Origin of the sequence: Psychromarinibacter sp. S121, from assembly GCF_049801035.1 — a bacterium.
In the GTDB taxonomy this organism is placed as follows: Bacteria; Pseudomonadota; Alphaproteobacteria; order Rhodobacterales; family Rhodobacteraceae; genus Psychromarinibacter.
The window spans coordinates 1356664-1378304 of record NZ_JBNAGE010000001.1 but is presented as its reverse complement, the minus strand read 5'-3'; the positions used below and the strand labels follow the sequence as shown (position 1 = coordinate 1378304).

General features: G+C 60.4%; 19 protein-coding genes. 11 read left to right on the top strand and 8 right to left on the bottom strand.

The features are described from left to right. Positions 1–376 precede the first annotated feature (376 nt). Positions 377–694 (bottom strand): DUF736 domain-containing protein, encoded by a 318-nt coding sequence (locus tag ACP156_RS06630; RefSeq protein WP_034827213.1) that lies wholly within the window; start codon positions 692–694, stop codon positions 377–379. 787 nt (positions 695–1481) lie between these two features. On the opposite strand from ACP156_RS06630, the gene ACP156_RS06625 reads away from it, so the two are divergent. Genes ACP156_RS06625 through ACP156_RS06610 form a run of 4 tightly spaced genes read left to right on the top strand, consistent with a single transcriptional unit; the run spans position 1482 to position 3536 of the window. Continuing rightward, entirely contained in the window at positions 1482–1823 is a 342-nt protein-coding gene (locus tag ACP156_RS06625) for a DUF1778 domain-containing protein (RefSeq protein ID WP_036176790.1), read from the top strand. Next, a complete protein-coding gene (locus ACP156_RS06620; protein ID WP_036176787.1) occupies positions 1811–2341 on the top strand; it encodes a GNAT family N-acetyltransferase in 531 nt (176 codons plus the stop codon). The genes ACP156_RS06625 and ACP156_RS06620 overlap by 13 nt, the downstream gene beginning before the upstream one ends. Before the next feature lie 17 nt (positions 2342–2358). Next, positions 2359–3315 carry a hypothetical protein gene (locus tag ACP156_RS06615; RefSeq protein WP_085816617.1) on the top strand — a complete coding sequence of 319 codons (957 nt, stop codon included), beginning with the start codon at positions 2359–2361 and terminating at the stop codon, positions 3313–3315. Then, the gene (locus ACP156_RS06610; protein ID WP_139837385.1) at positions 3312–3536 is read left to right on the top strand and encodes a hypothetical protein; all 225 of its coding nucleotides are present in this window, start codon (positions 3312–3314) and stop codon (positions 3534–3536) included. Before ACP156_RS06615 ends, ACP156_RS06610 begins: the two co-directional genes overlap by 4 nt. 21 nt (positions 3537–3557) lie before the next feature. On the opposite strand, the gene ACP156_RS06605 is transcribed toward ACP156_RS06610, so the two are convergent. From ACP156_RS06605 to ACP156_RS06595, 3 genes are all read right to left on the bottom strand, one after another. Beyond that, the gene (locus ACP156_RS06605) at positions 3558–3974 is read right to left on the bottom strand and encodes a hypothetical protein (RefSeq protein ID WP_036173047.1); all 417 of its coding nucleotides are present in this window, start codon (positions 3972–3974) and stop codon (positions 3558–3560) included. 183 nt (positions 3975–4157) lie between these two features. Continuing rightward, positions 4158–6263, bottom strand: coding sequence for a ParB/RepB/Spo0J family partition protein (locus ACP156_RS06600; RefSeq protein WP_036173052.1), 2106 nt, complete (start codon positions 6261–6263; stop codon positions 4158–4160). Between the two features lie 460 nt (positions 6264–6723). After that, a complete protein-coding gene (locus ACP156_RS06595) occupies positions 6724–7974 on the bottom strand; it encodes an IS110 family transposase (protein ID WP_152512499.1) in 1251 nt (416 codons plus the stop codon). 598 nt (positions 7975–8572) lie between these two features. Between ACP156_RS06595 and ACP156_RS06590 the strand changes: the two genes are divergently transcribed. Both ACP156_RS06590 and ACP156_RS06585 read left to right on the top strand, forming a co-directional pair. Continuing rightward, positions 8573–10414, top strand: coding sequence for an ATP-dependent nuclease (locus ACP156_RS06590; protein ID WP_425050510.1), 1842 nt, complete (start codon positions 8573–8575; stop codon positions 10412–10414). A gap of 11 nt (positions 10415–10425) precedes the next feature. Then, positions 10426–12249 carry a UvrD-helicase domain-containing protein gene (locus ACP156_RS06585; protein ID WP_425050509.1) on the top strand — a complete coding sequence of 608 codons (1824 nt, stop codon included), beginning with the start codon at positions 10426–10428 and terminating at the stop codon, positions 12247–12249. A gap of 300 nt (positions 12250–12549) precedes the next feature. On the opposite strand, the gene ACP156_RS06580 is transcribed toward ACP156_RS06585, so the two are convergent. The 3 genes from ACP156_RS06580 to ACP156_RS06570 form a co-directional block, all read right to left on the bottom strand. Then, complete coding sequence (locus ACP156_RS06580; RefSeq protein WP_425050508.1) at positions 12550–13632, bottom strand: tyrosine-type recombinase/integrase; 1083 nt, start codon at positions 13630–13632, stop codon at positions 12550–12552. Between the two features lie 448 nt (positions 13633–14080). Continuing rightward, on the bottom strand, positions 14081–14443 hold the full coding sequence (locus ACP156_RS06575; protein WP_425050507.1) for a hypothetical protein: 363 nt from the start codon (positions 14441–14443) through the stop codon (positions 14081–14083). A gap of 269 nt (positions 14444–14712) precedes the next feature. Beyond that, the gene (locus ACP156_RS06570) at positions 14713–15081 is read right to left on the bottom strand and encodes a hypothetical protein (protein ID WP_425050506.1); all 369 of its coding nucleotides are present in this window, start codon (positions 15079–15081) and stop codon (positions 14713–14715) included. Positions 15082–15462: 381 nt separating this feature from the next. On the opposite strand from ACP156_RS06570, the gene ACP156_RS06565 reads away from it, so the two are divergent. Both ACP156_RS06565 and ACP156_RS06560 read left to right on the top strand, forming a co-directional pair. Beyond that, the gene (locus ACP156_RS06565; protein ID WP_425050505.1) at positions 15463–16305 is read left to right on the top strand and encodes a hypothetical protein; all 843 of its coding nucleotides are present in this window, start codon (positions 15463–15465) and stop codon (positions 16303–16305) included. Between the two features lie 83 nt (positions 16306–16388). Continuing rightward, positions 16389–17111, top strand: coding sequence for a hypothetical protein (locus ACP156_RS06560; protein ID WP_425050504.1), 723 nt, complete (start codon positions 16389–16391; stop codon positions 17109–17111). A gap of 36 nt (positions 17112–17147) precedes the next feature. Here ACP156_RS06560 and ACP156_RS06555 read toward each other — a convergent pair whose 3' ends face one another. Then, the gene (locus ACP156_RS06555) at positions 17148–18344 is read right to left on the bottom strand and encodes a MobA/MobL family protein (protein WP_425050503.1); all 1197 of its coding nucleotides are present in this window, start codon (positions 18342–18344) and stop codon (positions 17148–17150) included. Here ACP156_RS06555 and ACP156_RS06550 point away from each other — a divergent pair. The 3 genes from ACP156_RS06550 to ACP156_RS06540 all read left to right on the top strand — a co-directional run bounded on the left by ACP156_RS06550 (position 18329) and on the right by ACP156_RS06540 (position 21540). After that, positions 18329–18817, top strand: coding sequence for a hypothetical protein (locus ACP156_RS06550; protein ID WP_425050502.1), 489 nt, complete (start codon positions 18329–18331; stop codon positions 18815–18817). The two genes, ACP156_RS06555 and ACP156_RS06550, sit on opposite strands and share 16 nt — an antisense overlap. Positions 18818–18891: 74 nt before the next feature. After that, positions 18892–19839 carry a toll/interleukin-1 receptor domain-containing protein gene (locus ACP156_RS06545; RefSeq protein ID WP_425050501.1) on the top strand — a complete coding sequence of 316 codons (948 nt, stop codon included), beginning with the start codon at positions 18892–18894 and terminating at the stop codon, positions 19837–19839. A 375-nt stretch (positions 19840–20214) separates the two neighbouring features. Then, positions 20215–21540: a hypothetical protein gene (locus ACP156_RS06540; RefSeq protein ID WP_425050500.1), complete on the top strand. Its 1326-nt coding sequence runs from the start codon at positions 20215–20217 to the stop codon at positions 21538–21540. Positions 21541–21641 lie beyond the last annotated feature (101 nt).

The window sequence follows — 21641 nt, the reverse complement described above, 5'->3', positions numbered from 1 at the left end:
GTTGGAGCGCAGCGCTGCGCTCCAACCCTGCCCGTCGGCGAGACCGGGGGGTGCAAGGTGCAAGGGCGGCCGGGCGGTGGGGCATCACCCGGCCTGCACAAGCGGATCGACGTGATGACGAAAATGCGCAGCATGTATCCGCGCGGAAGGCTGGGGATACCGCCCGGCCGCCCTTGTGCCGCGCCAGGGGGCAGCGCCCCCAAGCAACCGGCCCGGCCAAAGCGAAGCGGCGGACTGGGGATAAGATTTGATCGGGATACGCAAAGCCTGAAAACCGGAAAGCCGTGTGTCCCGATCTCCTTATTCCTTGAGAGGCGGCGGCCATGAGCAAAAAGAAGCCCCGCTCGGATGAGCGGGGCGATCTCGGGTTTCGGCCTCAGTCGCCGTTGCGGCGGGACCAGATGAGATTGTGGGATTTTCCGTCCTCGGCTTCGACCAGGCTGGCGTAGATCGGTGCCGGGAAGCTCGGATCATCCAGCTTGACGGAGAGGTATTCGCGCTGTGTCTCGCGGGCGATCTTCTTCCAGGCCGCACCGAACTCGGTGGCTCCGGCGAAGATGCGGAAGTCGGGGCCGCGCTCGCTGTCGCTCTCGGTGGCGGTGAACTTGGCCTTGACGTTGAGCGTCAGGGTCTTGACCGCGCCGGTGAAGCCCGCGCCGTTCTCGTTCTGGGTGAAGGTGCCGATGGTTGCCATTGTCGTATTCCTTTTCCTGTCGGGCCGCACCATTGCGACCTCGATGGCGGTCGTGAGACCGGGGACGATCAGCCCCGCACCCCTTGGGGCTGGAACATCGTGGAAGGCGATCGGCGACGGCTTTTTTGTTTCGCGCTGCAAAGCCGAAGGCGGCGGAAAAAAGCTGGCGGCGGACGTTGTGGGAAGACGAGCGAGGCGAAGCCGGTCTTCGGTCAGACCTTGCCAGATCGAGGACGCGAATGGAGCGCTCATAACAGGAAATCGCGTGGAATAGGGCAATGGCGGCCGTCCTGTGCCTCGCCGGAATCGGGGACTCTACGCGGGTTTGTTGGCTGCGGTTTTCCCTGATCCGACCGGCAAGGCCAATTCGCGCTGTCGCCAGCGTGGGCCTGCGGGTGTGGTTTCGTCTGACCTTCGCCGATGCTGCCGTGTCCGGTTTGGCCGGAAGATCGCTTGCGGGGCGTTGCGCCATGCTCGGCCAAGCGGATGATTTGGCCTTTCCCGGTGCTGATCCGCCTGCCAATTGAAGTGAATGGAAAACCCAATCTCATGGGCCTGCCGCGGCGACCGGGATCGAGGCCCCGGAATTGCTCCCGTCTATCCGCGTGTAGCCTACCGCGAAATGGACGCCGCCGCCCCCTTGCGTTAGGGATTGAAGCCGAATGGCGGAAACGCGCCATGGGCGTGGTTCCGGCGCAGCCGAAAGCCCGGCCCGCAGGGCAACGCCCGAGTCTTCCCTTCCTCCCGTCGTATTGACATTGTGGATACGCGCACTCATATTGCGATCATGACCAAAGCTCGTATCGTCCCTTCGGAATCTGCCCGTTCTGCGACCACCGCGGTTGCAGGTCGTGCCTCTACGGCTGACACCAAGGGCAGCATCAATCTGCGGATCGAGACCGGCACGCGCCAGCTCATCGACGATGCGGCGGCTGTGCTCGGCAAGACACGCACCGAGTTCATGGTGGAAAGCGCCCGGCGGCAAGCGGTCGACGTGCTGCTCGACCAGCGCCTGTTCACGCTCGACCCCGAGCGCTACGACGCCTTCATGCAGGCGCTCGACAATCCGCCCGCGCCGGGGCCGAAGCTCAAGGCCCTGCTGCGCCGGACCCCGGCATGGCAGAAATAGACGACACGCCCGACCATCCCGAATTGCCACTGTCTGCTCCAGTTCCTCTGACGGCAGAGCATGACCTTTCGGCATTCGACTGCGGTGAGCCCGCGTTGAACGACTGGTTGCGCCATCGCGCCTTGAAGAACGAAAGCCGGTTTTCGCGCACCTATGTCGTGTGCGTGGGCAATCAGGTCGTCGGTTACTTTTGCATTTCGGCCGGGTCAGTCGAGCGCGGTGCGGCTCCCGGAAAGGTGCGGCGCAACGCGCCCGACCAGATTCCGGTCTCGGTCGTCGGCCGGCTGGCCGTTGACCTCGACCACGCCGGAAAGGGTCTCGGCGCGGACCTTTTGGCGGACGCGCTGCGCCGGATTGCGCTGGCTTCGCAAAGCATTGGTATCGGGGCCGTGATGGTCCAGGCGAAGGATGAAGCGGCCAAACACTTCTATCTGCGCTGTGCCGAGTTCGTCGAATACCCCGAAGACAGCCGGACGCTGTTCCTGCCTATCGAAACCGTGGTCGCGGCGTTTAGCTAGAGTTTGGGAGAAATACGATGGGTGAAGCCAAGCGAAAGAGGCAAGAACGGGCTTGGCTGGATTCTGATCGCTACAACGGCACGATAGATCTTCACGTTTTGCCCCCGGCGGCGGAGATTGACGGAGCACGCATTCGCGAACTGACAGGTGACGATACAATACCGGACACGACGCAGGTCATCTTGCGCGCGTTCAGAGCAGTCGTTGGTGAGCGGACCTTCCATGTCGGATTCTGCCTCGGTGACGGCGAATCCTTCAGCGCTGTTGGTATCGCCGTCATAGAAAGACTGTCGATGGAAGCGCCGGGAGCCGCGCTTCACATTGTGCCTATCGTTCACGACGACATCGCATGGGACATCGTGATGCGGCATCTGCGCAGCTTCACGGGGCAGGTATTGTTGTTCGCATTCCCGAATTCAGATGTTTACGATGCGGGCACCGCTGAAGTTTCGTACTCGAAACATATCCGTCAGTTCGATCCAAGCGGCGCCTTGCTTGGCCGATTGACCGAAGCGCAGCGGCGCAAGATACGCGAACAAAAAGCTTCGATGCTCAATCGACCGCCGCCGCCCAGATTCTATCCAGCATCCGGTGTCACGCAGGAAGACTCGCCATGGATATTCCGGGTTGGAACTCCTGCCGGAAAAGTCATCAGAACCGCCGTTTGGGATGGCCGTCGTAACTATGCGCATGAACTCCCTGAAGACATCGTGCGATGGGTAGGCGGCGACAGGATCGCCATCGTGCAGGTGGACAGTCCTGTTGGGGTCAATCGGCGGTCTTCACTCGACTTGACGCACAAGCTCGCCAAAGATTTCGATGGCGTCATTCACTGGGCGCGGGATACGGACACGTTTCAGTCGATTCTCAAGTCGTTTATCCGCCTCGATCTGGACTCGGTGAGTCCACCGGAGCTTTCTGCCGGTTGGGAGCCTGAAATCGTGATCTTCGCGGCGAACGGGGACCACGCGTGAAAAAAGCTGAATGCGAACAGGCTGTCCGGCATTTGTGCCATCAATGGCGGAAAGAATCTGGCTTTTCGTCCACTCCGGCAGACCAGTTGAGCTTCGGCAGCTTCCTGTCATGGGTCCAGCAGAATTATTCATCTTACCTTGATTTCCGCACCACCACCTCCGTCTCTTATGACGTGGAGATGTGGTTTGACGATGAATTCAAACAGAACTGGCGAAGGTAGGATCAGCATCGCGCGACACGGCTAACCCGAGAGCTGGCCGACGCCCGTCGCCAGGCGCATCCATGCCGCGATGCCGACGCATCCGCCGCCGACGATGCAGAAGATTTGCCGCCAGATTTCGGACGGCACGGCTTCCTTGGTGATGCCATGGACCAATGCATAACCGGCCACGGCGGCGGGCGCGGCGAAGACAAGCGCCACGATCAGGCGGATGATAGGTGTGCGGATCGTCTCGAACAGCACGGCCAGGATGCCGAAGGCGACGCCTGCGGAGAACAGCCCGACCAGCCCCGCGCCGATCAGGCCGGAGCCGGTCTGGTAGGCGAACTGCGCGGCGGCCAGCCCGACGAAGAAGGGTAGCGCGTAAATGGCGAGCGTGTAGGCGAGAAGGCAGAGAAGCGCGACCAGCGCAACGCTCATGAACATGACGGCGACCATGATTTTGTTCCTTTGACTTTGCAGCACCGCCTTTCGCGCAGTCGTCAACACCGTCGCTGCGCATCTTTATGGTGCCGTTATCGTTCCAAACTGTCGAGGTCATCCGGCCGCGCGGGGAAGCCGCGCGGCCGCGATTTTTGGGGGCGGAAGACCGGGACCGCTTGCGCGACCCCGGCCCACCTTTCATTCCGCCGCGACGGGGAAAGCCTCGTCCTCCGTGGCCTCGGCGCTCTCGGCGTCCGGCATGTCCTCGGCCAAGGCGGAAGCCTTCGGCTGCTCGTCGGCCAGCCATGCGGGCCGTTCAGTGCGCAGCACGGGCGGCAGCCAGCCGGTTCCGGCCAGAAGCCGCTCGGCGGCTTCCGCCATTTCCGGCTTCTTCCTGTCCGCTATCCGCTCCGCCGCCTCGTCGCCAAGGGCATCGCGCACGGCGGCGAGGATTTGCGCCTTGGTGACACGCCCGAGATAGGCCCGAACCGTGGGCGTCCAGTGCGCCGTCATGTCGAGCGCCACCGCCGTCGCCAGCCTGTCGGCGGTGGCGAGCGCATGGCGCTTGTGGGTTTCCCACGGCTGCTTGACGGCATTGACGGTCAGCGAAGCGCAATGCGCGAACAGGGCCATGACGCTGGCATGATCCAGTCCGGCGATGAAGCCCCAAAGGTCCGCCACGTCGCGCGGCATGTCTGCCGCCCATCCGGCATGGCGATCCTCCAATGCCTTCGCCGCCGCCGTGTCCTCGATCCCGTCCGCGTGGCTGGCGAGGTAGCTGCTCGTCGGGCGGATTTCGAGGCAATGGGCATCCCCGCCACCGCGATAGAAGGTCTGCGCGGCAAGCGCATGGGTGACGGCGATTAGCGCCATGTCCGGCTGCTCGCCAAGGGCGAGACGCAGGGCAAGGGTGCAATGCGCAGTCAGGTCGCGGATGAGCGAGTCCGACAGCGGCTTGCCGTCTTCCTCCGCATCCTCGTCCTCGGGCTCGAGCGCGGAAACATGGTTCCCGTCCTCGTCATGCTCGCCATCGTCCATGACTTCGCCATGGGCGTTGACGCGCACCCCGTCGATGACGGTGCTGCCGTCCTCCGCGTCGGGTTCCTCCGGTTCCGGGGCTTCGTCCTCGGGGCGGATGAACCCGCGCTCGATCCGGGCTTCTCCGTCATGGTTCAGAACCACGAACACGCCAGCGCGCGCGATCTCGTCGGCCTCATAGGCATGACGCTTGCCGTCGATCCGCTCGATTTCGGCTTCAAGCTCCGCGAAGCGCTGATCCACTTCCGGCGGCAGGTCCACGTCCGCGTCCTCCCATTCCGCCGACAGGCGTTCAAGTTCCTCCTGCGCGGCGTCGTAGGCGGCTTTGTCTTCTTCCGAAAGCTCCACCGGCTGCGGATAGGTGCGGCGCAGTCCATGGGCGTGGGGCCAGTCGATATGGGGCGAAACCCATTTCCATCCCTCGGCTTCCTGAACCTGCGCCGCGATGCCTTCCAGCTTGTCGAGGGCCAGTCGGTCGAGCAACGCGGCATCCTCGTAGAAGCCGCCGCGATCCTCGGTGAACAGGTCGCGGATGATGGTGCCGCCCGCCTCCGAATAGGCTTCCGCGCCGACAAGGATCGCGCGCCGGTCGGTTGCCGCCACGTTGCTGGCGGTCAGGTCGCGGCGAATGATCCACGGCTCGCGGTTGTAGGACAGGTTTTCGTAAACCTGTTCCTGCCGGGCATGGTCCTCGGTAATGGCGAAGGCCATCAACTGATCCAAGGTCAGATCGCCGTCACGATAGACCTGCATCAGCTTGGGGCTGATCGCGCCAAGGCGAAGCCGCTGTTTCACCACATGCGCGGTGAAGCCGAAGCGGGCCGCGATTTCCTCCGCGCCCCATCCGCGCGTTTCCGCAAGCTCGCGGAAGCGCTCGAACTGGTCGGCGGGGTGGAGGTCTTCGCGGGTCACGTTCTCGTCAAGGCTGATCTCGGCGGGATCGTTCGCCGTGTCGATGACGCAGCGGACGGGCTCGGTCCGCTTGATCTCCTTGCGCTTGGCGCGCAGCAACTGCGCCAGCCTGCGGCCTTCGCCGACACTCACCAGATAGCAGCCGGTCGGCTCGCCCTCCGCATCAGTTTCCGGCTCCACCACCAGATTTTGCAGGATGCCCTTGGCGGCGATGCTCGCCGCCTTCGCCTCGATGGACGCCTCGCTGTGCGGGGTCTTCCGGGCGTTCTGCGGGTGCTTCTTGAGCTTGTTGAGCGGGATGAAGACCGTTTCGCCATGTTCGGGAACGGTCGGGGTCTGTGTCTTCGTCGTCATGGTCTTTCCTTTCATGGGCTCGGGTTGGAGCGCAGCGCTGCGCTGCAACCCTGCCCGTCGGCGAGACCGGGGGGTGCAAGGTGCAAGGGCGGACGGGCGGAGGGGACTCCCCACCTATTTCAAGTGCTAATTTCACTTGTTTCGATCCTTGATTTCCCGGCTTCTCCCGCTGCCTTTCTGCGAGGGTTCGCAGCGCTGCGCTGCAACCCTTGCCTCGCGGCGAGCAGCGGGTGTGCAAGCGGAGAGGTCCTTCGCGGGGACCCTGCTGCACGAAGCGTGGAACGCGCGTAGGAAGCTGGGCGGAAGGCACCTTGAAGCGCGCCGAGGGCGGAGCCCTAAGCGTTTTCGAAGGAAGATGTGGAGCGTGCTTTGCACGCGATTCCATTGTTGGCGGCGCGTTGCGCCGCATCGCCGGCCGGGCTCTTCGCTATTTGGGGCTTCGCGCTCGTCCGGCAATCACCTATGCAGCCAGGACCTGTGGCTTTCTATCCTTGTCGAACAGCTCTCCGCTTTCCAGCATGGCGCAGGCGACGCCTATCAGACGACTACCGACCGAACGTAGAGCGCGAGCATGAGAATGCCCTCGTTTGCGCATGTCACTGTACCGGTTCCGGGAATGGAAATCGTGCAGCACAGCTATTCGTGCCCAATGGAATACAGCCGTTCGAAGCCTATGCGGGCAGGACTGGCGCATCGCGACAATATATTGTTTCCCGCTACGCCGGGTCACCGGCGCTACACCCGACAGGGCTCGAAGAACGTTGGCATCCCGTCGGCGAACAGCTTCAGGCGCTTCTGAAAGCAATGCCGCCAGGACGATTGGCCCGATGCCAGGCAGAGATCTCAATATCTCCGGATCACAACGCGTATCCGGGTCTGTTGGCTCGGTCGAGGGTAACTCGGCAACCGCGGCACACAGACGTTCAAGGTGCTTCATGCCGATCTTCATTTGCTGCATTACCAGCCGAAGACGGGCAAGGATGACTTCGCAATGGGCGACGCAGGCCTCCGTAACCCCAGGTGCGACGGAGATTGGTGTCGAACGAAGGTGAGCAAGCAGGGTATCCGCCGTCCATTTTCTGACCCGGCACCTTTTTAACAGTCGTGCGATCGTGGCCTGCCGAACGTTCCGCGCTTTCGCTGGCGTCGGCACAAGTTCCCACAAGTCCAAGACCCAACCTCGCGCCCAATCTTCCGACAACTCAATTACTTGCGGGTAGTAGCGCCAGAGTTGATGACGAAACCGGTTGGCCAGCCGGTTCCGCTCAGCCGAAAGATCCTCAACCATCCGAGACCATTCCCGAAGTTCAATGACCGTTGGATGAACAGGCCTCAGGAAGCGGTAAAACCGCGCGTCAGTTCGCAAAGAGTCAGCCAAAACGTAGGCATCCAAACGATCATCCTTGGCTCCTGCCACGGTGAAGCGGTCACGGAGCCGGTCGAGCTGTTTCGGATTGATGGCATGCACCAGGAAGCCAGCGTCCATAAGATGTTCAACGACCGGCCCATGGGGCACTTCTATACCGACGGCGACATTCTCCGGTTCCTGACCTGTGACCGATCTTATCCAGGAGGCAAGTTCCGCAAGCCCGTCACCACCGTGCGAGAATGCACGATGACCTAACTTCTCCCCGTCTACATCGAGGGCATAGGCATAGTGGGTCGCCGAAGCCCAATCCACGCCCACATACGCTGCAATCGTATTTTCCATGAATTCTCCTTCGTAGCTCGAACGGGCGGCCGCGAACCTCGCCGGACCTGTTCTGGCGCTCGAAGGCGCAACTCCCCACGGGGCGTCGATCGCGGCCAATCCAACGGGGCACTTGTCCCCTCTAGGCGCTCGCGGCGCAGTATCACCAGGTTACTCCCGAAGGACTGGCCCGCAGGTCGATCTATACCACCCCGCGAGGAGCGTTTTGATTGGAACAGGGATCACCCGGCCTGCACAAGCGGATCGAAGTCGTGACGAAGGTGCGATGCTGGCATCCGCGCGGAAGGTCGGGGATACCGCCCGGCCGCCCTTGTGCCGCGCCAGGGGGCAGCGCCCCCAAGCAACCGGCCCGGCCAGAGCAAAGCGGCGGCCGGGTGTATGAACAGGATCAGGATGTGGGAAACCGGAAAGCCGAAGGCCCTGACACACTGATCGCCGCATAATGCCGGGCGAGGTCTTCACGTGACCATGCGGAAGTGCCTCGTCCGCGCAGCAAGTCCGCTTCGCCTTGCAACTGAGATTTAGGCTCAGTCCTTTCTAAGCACCGTGAAATCGAATATCGAAATGATACGGCGGGTCGTGGGCAAACAAGGAAGAAATGCCTGAGTGGGGCGAGCGACTTTGCCATGTTTGGGGGCGAGCAATGAAAATCTACTCTGTGGCCATCGAGAACTTTCGTGGCATCCGCACGGCTACAATCGTGTTGCCCGATCATGCGGTGCTCATCGGTGACAACAATACGGGAAAGTCGTCGGTGATCGAGGCCATCGACCTAGTTCTGGGACCGGATCGCCTCAACCGTCGTCCACCCGTGGATGAGCATGATTTCTGGCAGGGTCGTTATGTCGCCGCCGTGCCGGAGGGCGAGAACGCCGTCGAGGGCGATGCTCCCAAGATCAGGATTAACGTCACTATCGTTCATCTCTCCATCGAACAGCAGGCGCGGTTCGGCGGACATATCGAGTGGCTGAACGTCGAGACCGGCGATCTTTATGCAGAGGCTAACCCAGCAGGTGTCGATGCCGCCGCAATCGTGGCAGCGTTGCGTGTAACATTCATTGGCGAATACAACTTCGATGAGGATGATTTCGACGGCAACACCTACTACACGCGCAGTCTCACGGAGGACGATCCCCCAGCGACCTTCTCAAAGAAGGACAAGCAGCATTGCGGGTTCCTCTATCTGCGCTCGCTCAGGACCGGATCACGCGCTCTCAGCCTCGAACATGGCAGCCTGCTCGACATTATCCTGCGCCTAAAGGAAATCCGGCCGCAGATGTGGGAAGCAACCATCGCGACGCTCGCGGGCTTTGACGTGGCGAGTGACCCGGAGCTGGGGATTTCCGGCGTCTTGGAAAGTATCAACACGTCTTTGAAAAAATATGTCCCGCAAGAATGGGGAGCGAAGCCGCACCTCAAAGTATCCAGCCTCACCCGTGAGCATCTGCGCAAGGTCGTGACCGCGTTCATAGCCACGGGCAACGGCGACCATGCGGCACCGTTCTACCGACAGGGCACGGGCACCATCAACATGCTGGTGCTGGCGATGCTTTCGCAAATTGCCGAGGACAAGCAGAACGTGATCTTCGCTATGGAGGAGGTCGAGACCGCGATCCCGCCCTATGCGCAGAAGCGCATCGTGCATGAGCTACGCAAGCTCTCCGCGCAGTCGATCATCACCTCCCACTCTCCCTATGTGCTGGAGGAGTTCGGGCTGGAGCAAACCGTAATTTTGGCGCGTTCCGACGGCGGCGACCTCAGCCAAGCGAAGATCGCGCTGCCTGACAGCGTGAAACACAAGCGCTATCGCCAGGAGTTCCGCACACGTTTCTGCGAAGGGCTGCTCGCCCGGCGGGTGCTGATCGCAGAGGGGGCGACCGAGGCGACCGCCTTTCCGGCAGCGGCGCGCCGGCTAGCGGAGTTGAACCCGGCAATCTATTCATCTCTGGAAGCGTTGGGGCTGTGCATCATCGACGCCGGTAGCGAAAGCCAGATTGCCGATCTGGCATTGCTTTACCGACGTCTTGGTAAGCGGACCTTCGCGGTTTGCGATAAGCAGACCGATGCCGCCAAAGGAGCTATCGAGGCGCAAGTTGAGCATCTTTTCATGCACGAGGAAAAGGGTATCGAGGATCTGGTGCTGAACAACACAACGGCGGCCGCGCTTGGGCGGTTCGCAGAGATGCTAGATTGGCCGCCGCATCTACTCGCGCAATATCCTGACCCCAAAGCTCAAGCTGTCGCCGCTCTTAAGGCATATTTTGGCTGGTCCAAGGGAAATTGGGGAATTGCGGAGTTTCTCGCCCAATGCACGGAGGCGGAGATTCCGCAATGGATACGCGATGCCTGCATCGAACTGCGCAAGCGATGCGATCCTCCGCCGGCGCCGCCGGCGGCGGGCGCTAATGGTGGCGACCTGTTCGCTGACATTTTTGGCTAGAGTGCTCTGCTATGGTCGAGTTGACGAAGGCCCAACAGGATGTGCTTGCCACGGACGGCTATCAACTCGTCACCGGCGGCCCCGGATCGGGCAAGACCACGGTTTCTATCCTCAAGGCAGCGAAAATCGCGCGTGAGGCATTGCGACCGGAGCAACGTATCCTTTTTCTCAGCTTCGCCCGTGCAACCGTATCCCGCGTCCTGGAGGCCATGGATGAGGAAAGCCGGATTTCACGAGACGAAAAGCGACGTATTGAGGTGGACACCTACCATGCGTTCTTCTGGCGCATCCTCAAGACGCACGGCTATCTCGTAGGCTTTCCGCGCCGGCTGGCGATCCTGACACCACCTAACGAGGCCATCGCCCTATCGGCGGTGCGGAGTGGCTACAAGGCCAACTCCAAGCTCAGTGACGCGGAGAAGGCCGAAAAGAAAGCGCGCGAAGAGGCTGAACGGAACCGTCTGGCGAAGGAGGAAGGCCGGGTCTGTTTCGATCTTTTCGCCGACCGGGTTGCGACGTTGCTGCATGGTTCGGCGAAGGTTCGGACACTGATCTCAACCATGTATCCATTTATCATCCTCGATGAGTTTCAGGACACTAGCGCGGATCAATGGCGCGTAGTCCAGGCGCTTGGCGCGAACAGCACACTAATCGCACTGGCTGATCCCGAGCAGCGGATATTCGACTTCATCGGTGCTGACCCCGAACGCTTGGATCATTTTCGCGCCGCGTTTCACCCCTCAGAACATGACCTAGCCGGAGACAACCACCGCAGCAAAGGCACCGAAATCGCCCTGTTCGGTAACGATGTCCTGAGCGGGAAATTCCGGCAAAGCGACTACAGTGGCATCGCTTTTCAGGGGTTTAAATCGAACCAGAACCAAGCCTTTGCTAGCTTGGTTGGTCATGTGCTCCAAGCACGCAAGCGTCTGATAGACAGCGGCAAACCTAATTGGTCGCTCGCGATCCTTGTGCCTACGAAGAAGATGACCCGGTTGGTGTCGGATGTGTTGCGCGAGCCCTTTGGGCAGGTGCCAGCAATCGGACATACGGCGGCCGTTGATATGGATGGGCCGATTCTCGCGGCGGAGATCGTAGCCTTCCTGCTTCAACAGGGGCGTCATGCCGGCCATTTCGACGAATTCTTGGACCTGCTCTGTAGTTACTACCATGGCCGGGGTGGCGCAGCGCCGACAGCGGGCGATCTGACGGAAGCGGCGCGTCTCAATGCAGCGCTCGGGAAATGGAATCAGTGCTTGGCAGTGGGGAAGGCACCTCCCAAAAACTCCGTGCTGAACGCGACTGCCGCGGTTTATGCGACCGCCCTAGATGTTGGCCTGACCGGCGATCCTGACCGCGATTGGGCTGCGATCCGCGCGGCGTTGGAGGCCGGCGGTTGTGCGAGATTGCGGGCGATAGCTGGAGACGTTCGCAACGTCCGCCTGCTCGAGCGCGGCACCCAGCTTCGGCAGGGCTTAACTCAAGATTGGCGAGATACCGGCGGCTATCTCAATGCTCTTGCCATCACGCGGCAATCCTTTGTGCAGGAGCATTTTGCCACGGCGCACAAGCCGGAAACCGGCGTGGTGGTGATGAATATGCACAAGGCCAAGGGGAAGCAATTCGATGAGGTCATCATCTTCGAGGGATGGCCAAGGCGTGCAAAAGGCAAGGTCGTGGCCAACTTCGACCGGATCGTGCGTGAGAATATTGCTGCCGGGCCGATGATGCAGGCTCGACAGAATTTCCGCGTCAGCGTTACACGCGCAAAGCTACGCACCACAATCCTCACGCCGGAGGATGATCCTTGTGTGTTGCTCACGGCATCTGGATAGGTCGCCGGGCTATTTTAGAGGGTCATGGAGGGCTATAGAGTAAACGTAGTTCTCATCGCTATCCCGCGTGCCCCGCCACTTTGGCCTTATTTTACTGGCTTCTGGTCTCACCCGCTCTCGCGGGTCCTTGAGCCGTGAAGCGCCAGAGGCGGCATAGTATGACGACTTTTCGCCGCGCCGGTTGCACCGACTATGCCGAGATGCCGCCGTCGGTGCCAAGCGAATTTCCCGGAAGATGTCCTGAAACGACGAAGCCCCGCCGTTTCGGGCGGGGCTGCTGCGGGCAGATGCCATGTTGGTTCAGAGACCGGCATTACCATCCGCGTTAGCGATCTCCTGCTGCTCCTGCGATAGGTAGCGGAAGTAATAGCGCTCGGTCGTGTTCACCGATCCGTGGCCGATGTAGCGCTGGACGCGATAGACCGACCACCCTTCCCTCAGCCGTTCGATCGCGAACTTGTGGCGGATGTCATGGAGCCGGGCCCCGAAACCCGTCTCCTGGGCATAGTCCCAGAAGAGGTTCGCTGGGCCGCGGTAGTAGCCCTCCTCGGTCTTGTTCCAGAACACAAAGGGAGAGCGGTTGGAGCGAGGAATCTTCACCAGGATGTCGATCGCCTGCTGGCGAAGCGTGATCGTCCGAACCTTGCGCCCCTTAGTGTGCCGCAAGGTCATCGTGACATGGCCTTCGACCGGTCGATCCATGCCCTGCACATCCGACCATTTGATCAGCGATATCTCAGTGACCCGCCCTCCGGTCGCGTCGAGAAAGGACGGAAAGAAGCTGAGCGTGCCTGGTGCGCGGCGACCCAGTTCGAGGATTGCCTCGTCGCTGGGCAGAACGATGTCCGGAAGGCTCTCCTTCATGCCCTGCTTCTCGAATTGCAGAACCGGGTTCATCTCGATCCAACCCTTGTTCTTGATATGGCGCATCAGATGGTTGAATGCCGTGAGGTCGCGATTGATCGTCGCGATCGAAACCCCCTCATCCTTGCGCATGGCAACGAATTCGGACACCGATTTAAGACCGACTTCCCAGGCCCCGGCGGCCTCGATATCCTCGCCCCGCTCCTCAAAGATGTCCGCGAGGGTCACACCGATCTGGCGCAGACTGGTCTGGTAGCGGGCGCGGGTGGTGTCCGACCAACCATGGTCGTCGTCTTCGTGATCGAGGCTGTCGTAGAAGCTCGTGAAGCCCGCGTGGAAGAGCCAGTCGGTTTCCCCACGCTCAGCCTTCCCCGTTAGCTCCTCGATCCTTTTGCGCGCTTTCTTTTCCGCGACCCGTTTAGAACTTGTCCGAAGCGACTCTCGGTATTCTTTCCCGTCGATGGAGACGCGGAGGTAGTAATTCTTGCTGTTTTTGGGCTTGTAGACGTTGCTTGCCATTCGTTCCCCTCGGTGAGCCAGACGGACAAAAGATCCTGATCGAAGGTCCAGACGCCGCCGTGTTTCGCGGCGCCCGGTATCTTTTTTTTCGATGCGAGATCGGTGATGTGGCGACGCTTCAGACCCGAGAGCCGCGCAACGGTCGAGACCCTGATCCTTGGCTGGATCGCGCCAAGTGTTGGGATTGGGTTCTCGAAAGCGCGGGGCGGTTCATGGGACATGTTGCGACCATCTTCTTCCCGGCGAAGAACGGAGCGTTCCGGCCGGTGGTTACTTCGATTGCTTGCCCGTGAGGGCATGCAAGAAGAATGGGATCGACTGTTTTGGCGGAGTCGTGGGAACCCGCAGATTTCTTCGAAATCCCCACGACAACCGCTATTACCCGATTGATTTCATGCGATATTTTTTTCACCTTCAGCCTCAGATATTCCCTTCCAGGAGTGGACGCTCAGCAGCGCCGCGCTGCCTTACCGAGATCATGCAGCCGAGCGGCATACCACCGGATCCCGGCGTCGACTTGGAGCCGCTGGCCGGCATCTACCGGAAGGGGGTGGCACTCCTCGCCAAGCAGCGAGAGCAGTGTGTCGACGGCTTCGTCGAGCGCCATCGCGAGTTCGGGAGCCGTTTCGGAGGGTGCGAAGCACTTCTCGATCGCGCCGCGAAAGGCCGGACCGTGCATCCCCGGGAAACGCCTCAGAAGGTCGTCGAGCCCACTGCCGTGTCGGAGAAGGAAATCCTGCGTCAGCCGGGTCGCGGTGCCCTGCGGAACGCCGGTGCCGCGATTCATCGTGATGGTCTGAAGTTTACCCATAGGGTCCTCCTTTGCCGGGGACCGGCGGCACCATGCCGCCGCGGAAAATCACCGGCCGTCGTGTCAAGAACCGCCGCGCAGGAGGACGCGGCGGCATGGATGTGTGACGGTAGGAAACCATCGCGCATCCGTTTCGACATGTTCGGGTGTTCCGGCCCTGTGTTGACATGTCGAATTCAGAGTTTTCTGTGTCTTGGCAGCTTTGCGCTGCTCTCGGGAACGACCTCATCAGAAAGGTCGCTCACGAGAGCAGCGCATGTTCAGGCCAGTTATCCGAGCCCAGCTGAGCCGCGGCACTGAAATTCGCGGATCGCCGCAAGCTTTGAATGAGAGGTAAGCGGGGCTTCGAAAACGATCGTGCCAGGCGAGGACCGCGACCATCCCCGCAGCGATGTTCCATACCCCAGGATTTCCAGAGCTGACGTGGCCGTTTGGAGGATGGGGCCCTCGTCGAATTCGACCTCTCGCTCGGCAAGACGGGGTTCGAGCACCACCGCTTGACCATCGACCAGGAAAGCCACCGCAACCAGAGTATATGCGGGCGCGCCGCGATGGATGAACCGGCTCCAAGCCGCAGTCCGCCCGAGATCGTCGGCAATCCGCGGCTTTTGCAAGATCAGCTTCGGTTCGTAATCCATCTATCGTGCTCCGGTATCGACGTCTCTCACATAGAGGGGACGTCGATACCGGAGCACGATAATTTGCCCTAAGGCAGACAACCCTATGAACATCCATCGCGAGTTGTGGGTATAGTAGAATTCCCCTGACAAAAAATTCCACCATGCCAGTGGCTTAGATGCACCCTAAAGCGGCAGGAACGGGTTTCTTTACGTCGCGATCATCCTCTCGACGTCAATCGTTCAGTGCTTCGGGTGCCGTCGTTCGGGTTCATCCGCCAGATGTCCGGGGCGACACCCACGGCGATGCGGGGCGATCCGTCATCTGGACGGGGCGACCTGCGTTTTGCGCGGGGTGCCTCGGGGACCAATTGCATCGGGCAACCTCACAACGGAGCCCCCATGCCGATCCCTATCAACGATAAATACGTCGTCCCCGAACACGTCGTGAATTTCCTGTGCGACGGAGAACGAAGCTTTCTCGCGCTACGGTTGGTCCACGGCCTGCTCAACGCCCTGGACACCGCCGTCAAAGGCAACATGAGCCTTGTGCCTTCTCTTTTCTCGAAAGAGCACAGCATTCGAACAAGCACACTGGCCGCCGCAGTTGGTCCGGAGAAGGCCAAAGACAACCGATGGATGCACTTAGCATGTGCAGAACTTGCCGCCCAAAACATCCTATCGAAGCCGAGGATCGAAAGGCGCGTCTTCCTTTTCAGCCTGGGCGCGAAGTTCTCGGAGGCTTTCTCCAATAAAACGCGCGCGTTCGCGGTCATGAACACCGAGCAAGTCCGGCAGTGCCGGACAATTCATGACCTCATGTTCCTCTCCCTCGCATGTCTCCACGGGGGGAAGGACCGCCCACGGTTCTTGCTTCCTCGAATTCCTGTTCGCCTCGAGCCGAAGGCGCCTTCACTCCCACTTCTACCGCAGAAGCCTCTCGAGCAGGACCCGTGGCGGTCGCCATGGTGCCAGTCAAGCCGGTCTTGGGTGAACGCTGCGATTAGGACGAGCGAGATCCTCGACCACGCTTATCTCCTCGCCCCGCGTCAGGACATGGTCGATGACTACGTCTCCGAGGTGGCGGTCAAGATCCAGACCACGAAGACGAAGTGGGAGCGCGGCACGCTCTACAAATTTCCACCAGGAACCCGGAGCGTTATCCAAATCCCCATGGGCGGTAATAAGACGACGCTGAACGCTGACGCCCTTCGGCACAAATGGCATCAGACAATCATTCAGTAGGCGCAGAAATCGACGCCGGCGCATTTCCGTGCGCCGGCGATCGACTCCAAATCCTTCCCAGACACCAACATCTGGAGAAGAAAATGATCGCCCCCGCACCTCACGTCCCCGGCAATCTCAAGCAGAAGCTGACTGCCGCTGTCCGTCCATGTCAACGCGAATACGACGCGATGTCGTTAGCCGAGGCACGTCGGCTTCTTGCACGTCACGACTTCAAGTTACCGGTGCTGTGTTCTCTCGTGTTCCATGGCAACGGCAACCTGAAACAGGTCAACATACGCGAAAACCTGAAACGCCAGGCGCCTTCCGCGAGGCAGTTTGCAGGCTCCGTGGGGATCTTCACCTCGCCCGAACAGGGCGAAAGGGATCTTCGATCCGAGTGCTTGCGGTGGATCGCCGAGAACGCTGCCAAGACGTTCCTTGCAGAGGGACGGCATCGAGTATTCCGCATGTCCGACGCGGACATCGAGGCATGTCTGCGAAGGACATCGGAGTATCCATCTTACCGCGCCGTGGATTTCCGCGACGTATCGCTTCTTGCAATCCGTCGGATCCTCGAGAAGGAGCGCGATCTCCGGCGTGGTGAGAGTGCCCATGAGCAACTCGCCCGTTGCGCCAAGGGACCCAATCCCGAAGGCTTTCTGAAGGATCTTGAGACGGAACGGACGGATGCTCTTGCTTGGCGCGATGAGCAGATCGCCAAGGGATACACTCCGCTTTGCTCATTCGAATATGAGTCTTGGCCGGAGGAGCAGAGAATGGTCCTCGCCTACCGAGAGCGTTCGTATCGGACTCTGTTTTCATGACGATCCTATCGACGAAGTCCAGGCGAGGGCCGATCTTCAGCGAGATCTTGTGCGCTGCCTGACCGGAGCGCGCCTCTTGACCTTGATGGCTTTCTGGAAAGGTGTGGTCGACCCTTCATACTGATAGGTCTCGGGGTCAATTTCGAGATCCTCACCAGGCAGCATCTCCATGGTCATGCCGCGCTGCGCCATGGCGATGATCTCCTCGTATCCACCCCTTGGGGATGTGAAATGGACCGCTTCCTGGGCGGCCTCCTGTGCCTCCCGCTCCGTCTTCGCCTCGGCGATCCTACGCTTCTCCGCCGCAGCCTCAGCCTTGCGCGCGGCCTCCCGCTGGGCAGCGATCCGTTCGGAGGCCTCGAGCCGCGCTCGCTCCCGTTCAAGAGCGCGGCGCTGCTCCCAGGTCATCCAGCGGTCAGCGTTATGCTGCTGGACCTCAATCCGGGCCTTCACCCGCCTTGGATAGAAAGGCGCAGCGCCGTTGCTGGCCACAGGCCCGACATGAGGCTGCGCAATCAAGCCTTCCGGCGCATCGCCTGCGGCTGCCATTTTTTGATTGGATCGAAGGTCGACCCGCGCATCCGAACCTGCACGTTGCAGCGCAGCATTCGTCCGAACCTCCCACTCGCCCCGCATGTCCCGAAACTCGGAAGAACGCCCAGGTCCGCGGTCAAGGCTGTGGATCTTCTCCCCGAAGCATCCGGTGTCCCGATCCTTCTCTCGGACGGACTTGAGGATGTGCGCGTGGAAGTTGAGGTTGGTTCGTTCAGGGTCTGCGAGGATTTTGAGGTATTCCTCCTGATCGATAGTCCCGGCCCTATACCGGCGCTCTATGTCCCGGCCGTCCGCCGTGTCGTGAAAGCGCGGTGCATGGATCGCCCATTGCACAGCCAGCCCGTAACGGTCCTTGAGGTTGCAGCAGAACCCGTGAACCAATCGGCGCATCTCGTCCAGCGGCAGCTCGGCCGGGATCGACACCTTGATCTCTCGCGCCACGCGCGCGTTGCTACGTGTCTCGGCGCGCTCAGATTCATTCCAGAGTCGCTCGATTCCGGTCACCCAATTCACGGTCCCTTCCACCAGAAGCCCACCGCGGCGGCTGTAAGAGAAGGTCTGGCCGGTCCGCTCATCGTGCAGGCGGCAGCGCCCGATGTAGGCGGCACGGGCAACGGCCCCTGCGGTCTTGCCGCGGGTCAACGCGGTGATGGAAAAATGACATGCAGCGTGTCTCATGCAACGGGAGATCAGGCCCCGGCGGGGATCTCGCTACGAAAAAAAGCCCGCTGCAGGCGCGCGGCAAACGAAGTTTGCGTAATTGCGCCTTCCGAGCCTTCAGCTCGTCAGGTTGGGAAACCAACGCAAACTGTCCTCGTCGCGAAAAACGTGGAGCGAAGCGCCCGACTGGGCACGATGTCCCTTTCGAGATCCAGGATGAAAGGAATAATCGGATGTCGAGAAACCAGAAAAAGATCGAGACGCTGACCCGCGAGATCGAACAGAAGAAAGCGCTGCTGTCTGACCTCTCGCAGAAGGCGAAGGAAGAGACTCGCCGCGCCGAAACACGCAAGAAGATCATCTATGGGGGCGCGTTCCTGGCATTTCTCGAGACTGTCCCTGCGGATAAAGCTCAGCAGATTAAGGACAGGATCAATGCCTTGATCACGAACAAGAAGGACCGAGAGTTCCTTTCACTACCGGACATGTAAGTTCGAACACGGGCGCCGTTGACGGCTGCCATGGCGAACCGTAGACTTGGAACAAATAACGAACAGGCGCCGTCATGAAAATCTTCGTTTCCTACTCCCACCGCGACGAGGGCACGCTGGAAAGGCTGAAGGCCCACCTTTCTCCCCTCCGACGCGATGGCCGTATCGAAACCTGGTATGACCGCGAGATTCGTGCCGGCGGCGAGATCGACGGAGAGATTTCGGCCGAGCTGGAAGCCTGCGATATCATCTTCCTGCTCATCAGCCCCGATTTCCTGAACTCCGACTACTGCATGGACACGGAGATGACCCGAGCCATGGGGCGCCACGAGGAAGGGTCTGCGCGGGTCATCCCGATCATCGTGGAAGACTGCTACTGGAAGTCGAGCCCGTTCAAGAAGCTCAAGGCGCTGCCGAAGGACGGGAAACCGATCAGCAACTGGACCAATGAGAACACCGCCTTCCTGAACATCGTCGAGGAAGTTGCCCGCGTCCTCGATGACATGGATCGGGCACCTGTTTCGGCGCAGCCGGAACCGGGCGGCGCAACCCGCCCGGAGGCGCAACCACGGAAGTATCGGGTCCAGCGGCACTTCGATGACATCGACAGGAGTGACTTTCGAGACCAGGCATTCGATGAGATCCGGAGTTATTTCCAGGAGGCGGCGGTCGAGCTGGACGCCCTTGAGGAGCTCCGCGGTCGGTTTACGGCGAGGTCCGACAAGAAATTCTCATGTACGGTGGTGAATCGCAGCCGGATGCAGGGCGGGACCGCGCACATCACTGTCCGTTGCTCAACGGGCGGCCATGGGTTCGGGGACATCTCATATGTCTTCGCGGAAGACTCTGCGGACAACACATCCAATGGGGGCTTCAACGTCGAGAATGACGAATACGAGATGTTTCTGACGGCCACCATGAACTTCATACGGGGCAACCAGGAAGATCGAATGACGCCGCACCAGGCGGCAGAGAGCCTCTGGACCGAATTCCTCGAGCAAGCGGGGGTGAGCCTTGCCTGAGACGATCCCATTCCGATGCAAAAACTGCGGTCATCGTTTTACGGCCGAGGCATTGACCGAAAACGAGAAGCGCGATGCCCGCGAGGAGCGCCGGCCCACGTCCAGCATCCATTGCCCGAAATGCAACCGGACAGATATTCGCCGCGGCTGGGAATGACCGCCACCTGATCGCTTTCCCCTGGAACCCTCATCCCCTATCCTGTCGGCCACAAGCCGGGCCGCGAAGATCCGGTGGCAAGAACGAGGGTCGGGCATGCCGCTTCTGCACTGGTTGACGAGGGATGAGGATCTGCCGGCGGCGGATAAAGTCTTCGGATCGTTGCCACACCAGCGCTACAGGCGTGAAGTGATCCGTCCTTGGAAGGAAACCATGCTATGAGCCAAGAGACATTTCGCGTTCGCCGCCTTGACGACGCTGCTTTATATTCTCTCTTTCATGATGCCGAGCAGGCCGCGCTCACAGCGTCAGAAGGTTCCGGGGTCGAGCTGGATTTGACGTTTGCCGGATTCTCCGTTCTGGGGCGATTAGATTTCAGCGAAAACGCCCCGGAGCCGGGCAATTACAATATTAAACGCGCCAACTTGAACTTGAGGGTCCGTATCAAAGACGGGCGCAACGAACAGCAGAGCAGTGTTTCTGTCACCGTCGATCGAGGCAGTGAAACCGAGCTTGATACGCTCTCCATCAATGCCAGCGGAAATAATCAGTCTCCCTGGCAGTCAGATCCCGGACGCGCCTCGATCGCTGCTGCGTTCAATGTCTTGAGCCAGGTCATCAAGCCGAATGACGCCGATCCGGGGACCGCGATCGGGCAATTGACTAATTTTGCAGACAATATTGACAGGTCTTTCCGCGGATTTACAAAAGGTGTTGAGGAGACACTGCAGAAACTTGCTGACCAGCGCACAGAGGAACAAGAGCGCCTCGCCGCGGATCGCGAGCGCATGCGGGCGGAATTATCTCAAGAACGAGATGCCATGCTCTCACAAGCGCGCGCGGAGATCGAAGAGGCTCGTCGCACACTCAAGGAAAGAGAAGATAGCCTTCAGGAGCGTGAGGCCGATCTTCTGATCAAGAGCCACAAGGATGCCCGTCGGCAACTCTTCGATCAACTTCAGGAAGACCTACAGGAAAGCGTGCGCATTCCTTCCCATGGAGCATCGGTCACTTGGTCGAGGTGGTTGATCTTCCTGGGATTGACCGGCGGCGGCATCGCAGCGACCTTGATGGCCCTTAACGCAACACCTTCCGATGCTCTTGTAGCGACCGTCGCAGGTCCAATTGACCTCTGGCCAATCTATCTAAAACAAACCATCTGGGGAATTGCCGCTCTCGGTGCATTCGCCGGTGGCATCCAATGGCTTCGTCACTTCTACACTCGCGATCTTCGCGTGGCCGAAGACTACGAACGATTCCGGCATGACATGGCCCGCGCATCTTGGGTGATCGAGGCAGCGCTTGAAATGCAGAAGGAGCACGAAATCGATGTTCCAGAGCGCTGGCTGACAAACGTAACCGAGGGCCTCTTTCAGAAAACCAGCGCGAGCTCAGCCGTGGACGACGGACAACAGGCACTTGCGGCACTACTGGCATTCTCCAGTTCTGTTAAAGCCGGTCCGAATGGTCTTGAGGTCGATCTCGGCAAAAGAGGTACACGCAAGATTGCGAGTGCGGCCTCCAACTCCGAGGAGACGTCCTAAAATCTGGGACTGCCACCAATCGAGAGTTCTGGCTGAATAGACAGTTTCTTCTGCGTCCAGGAGGCGACGAGCAGGTCAGAGCGAAGGCGCCAAACGGGTTG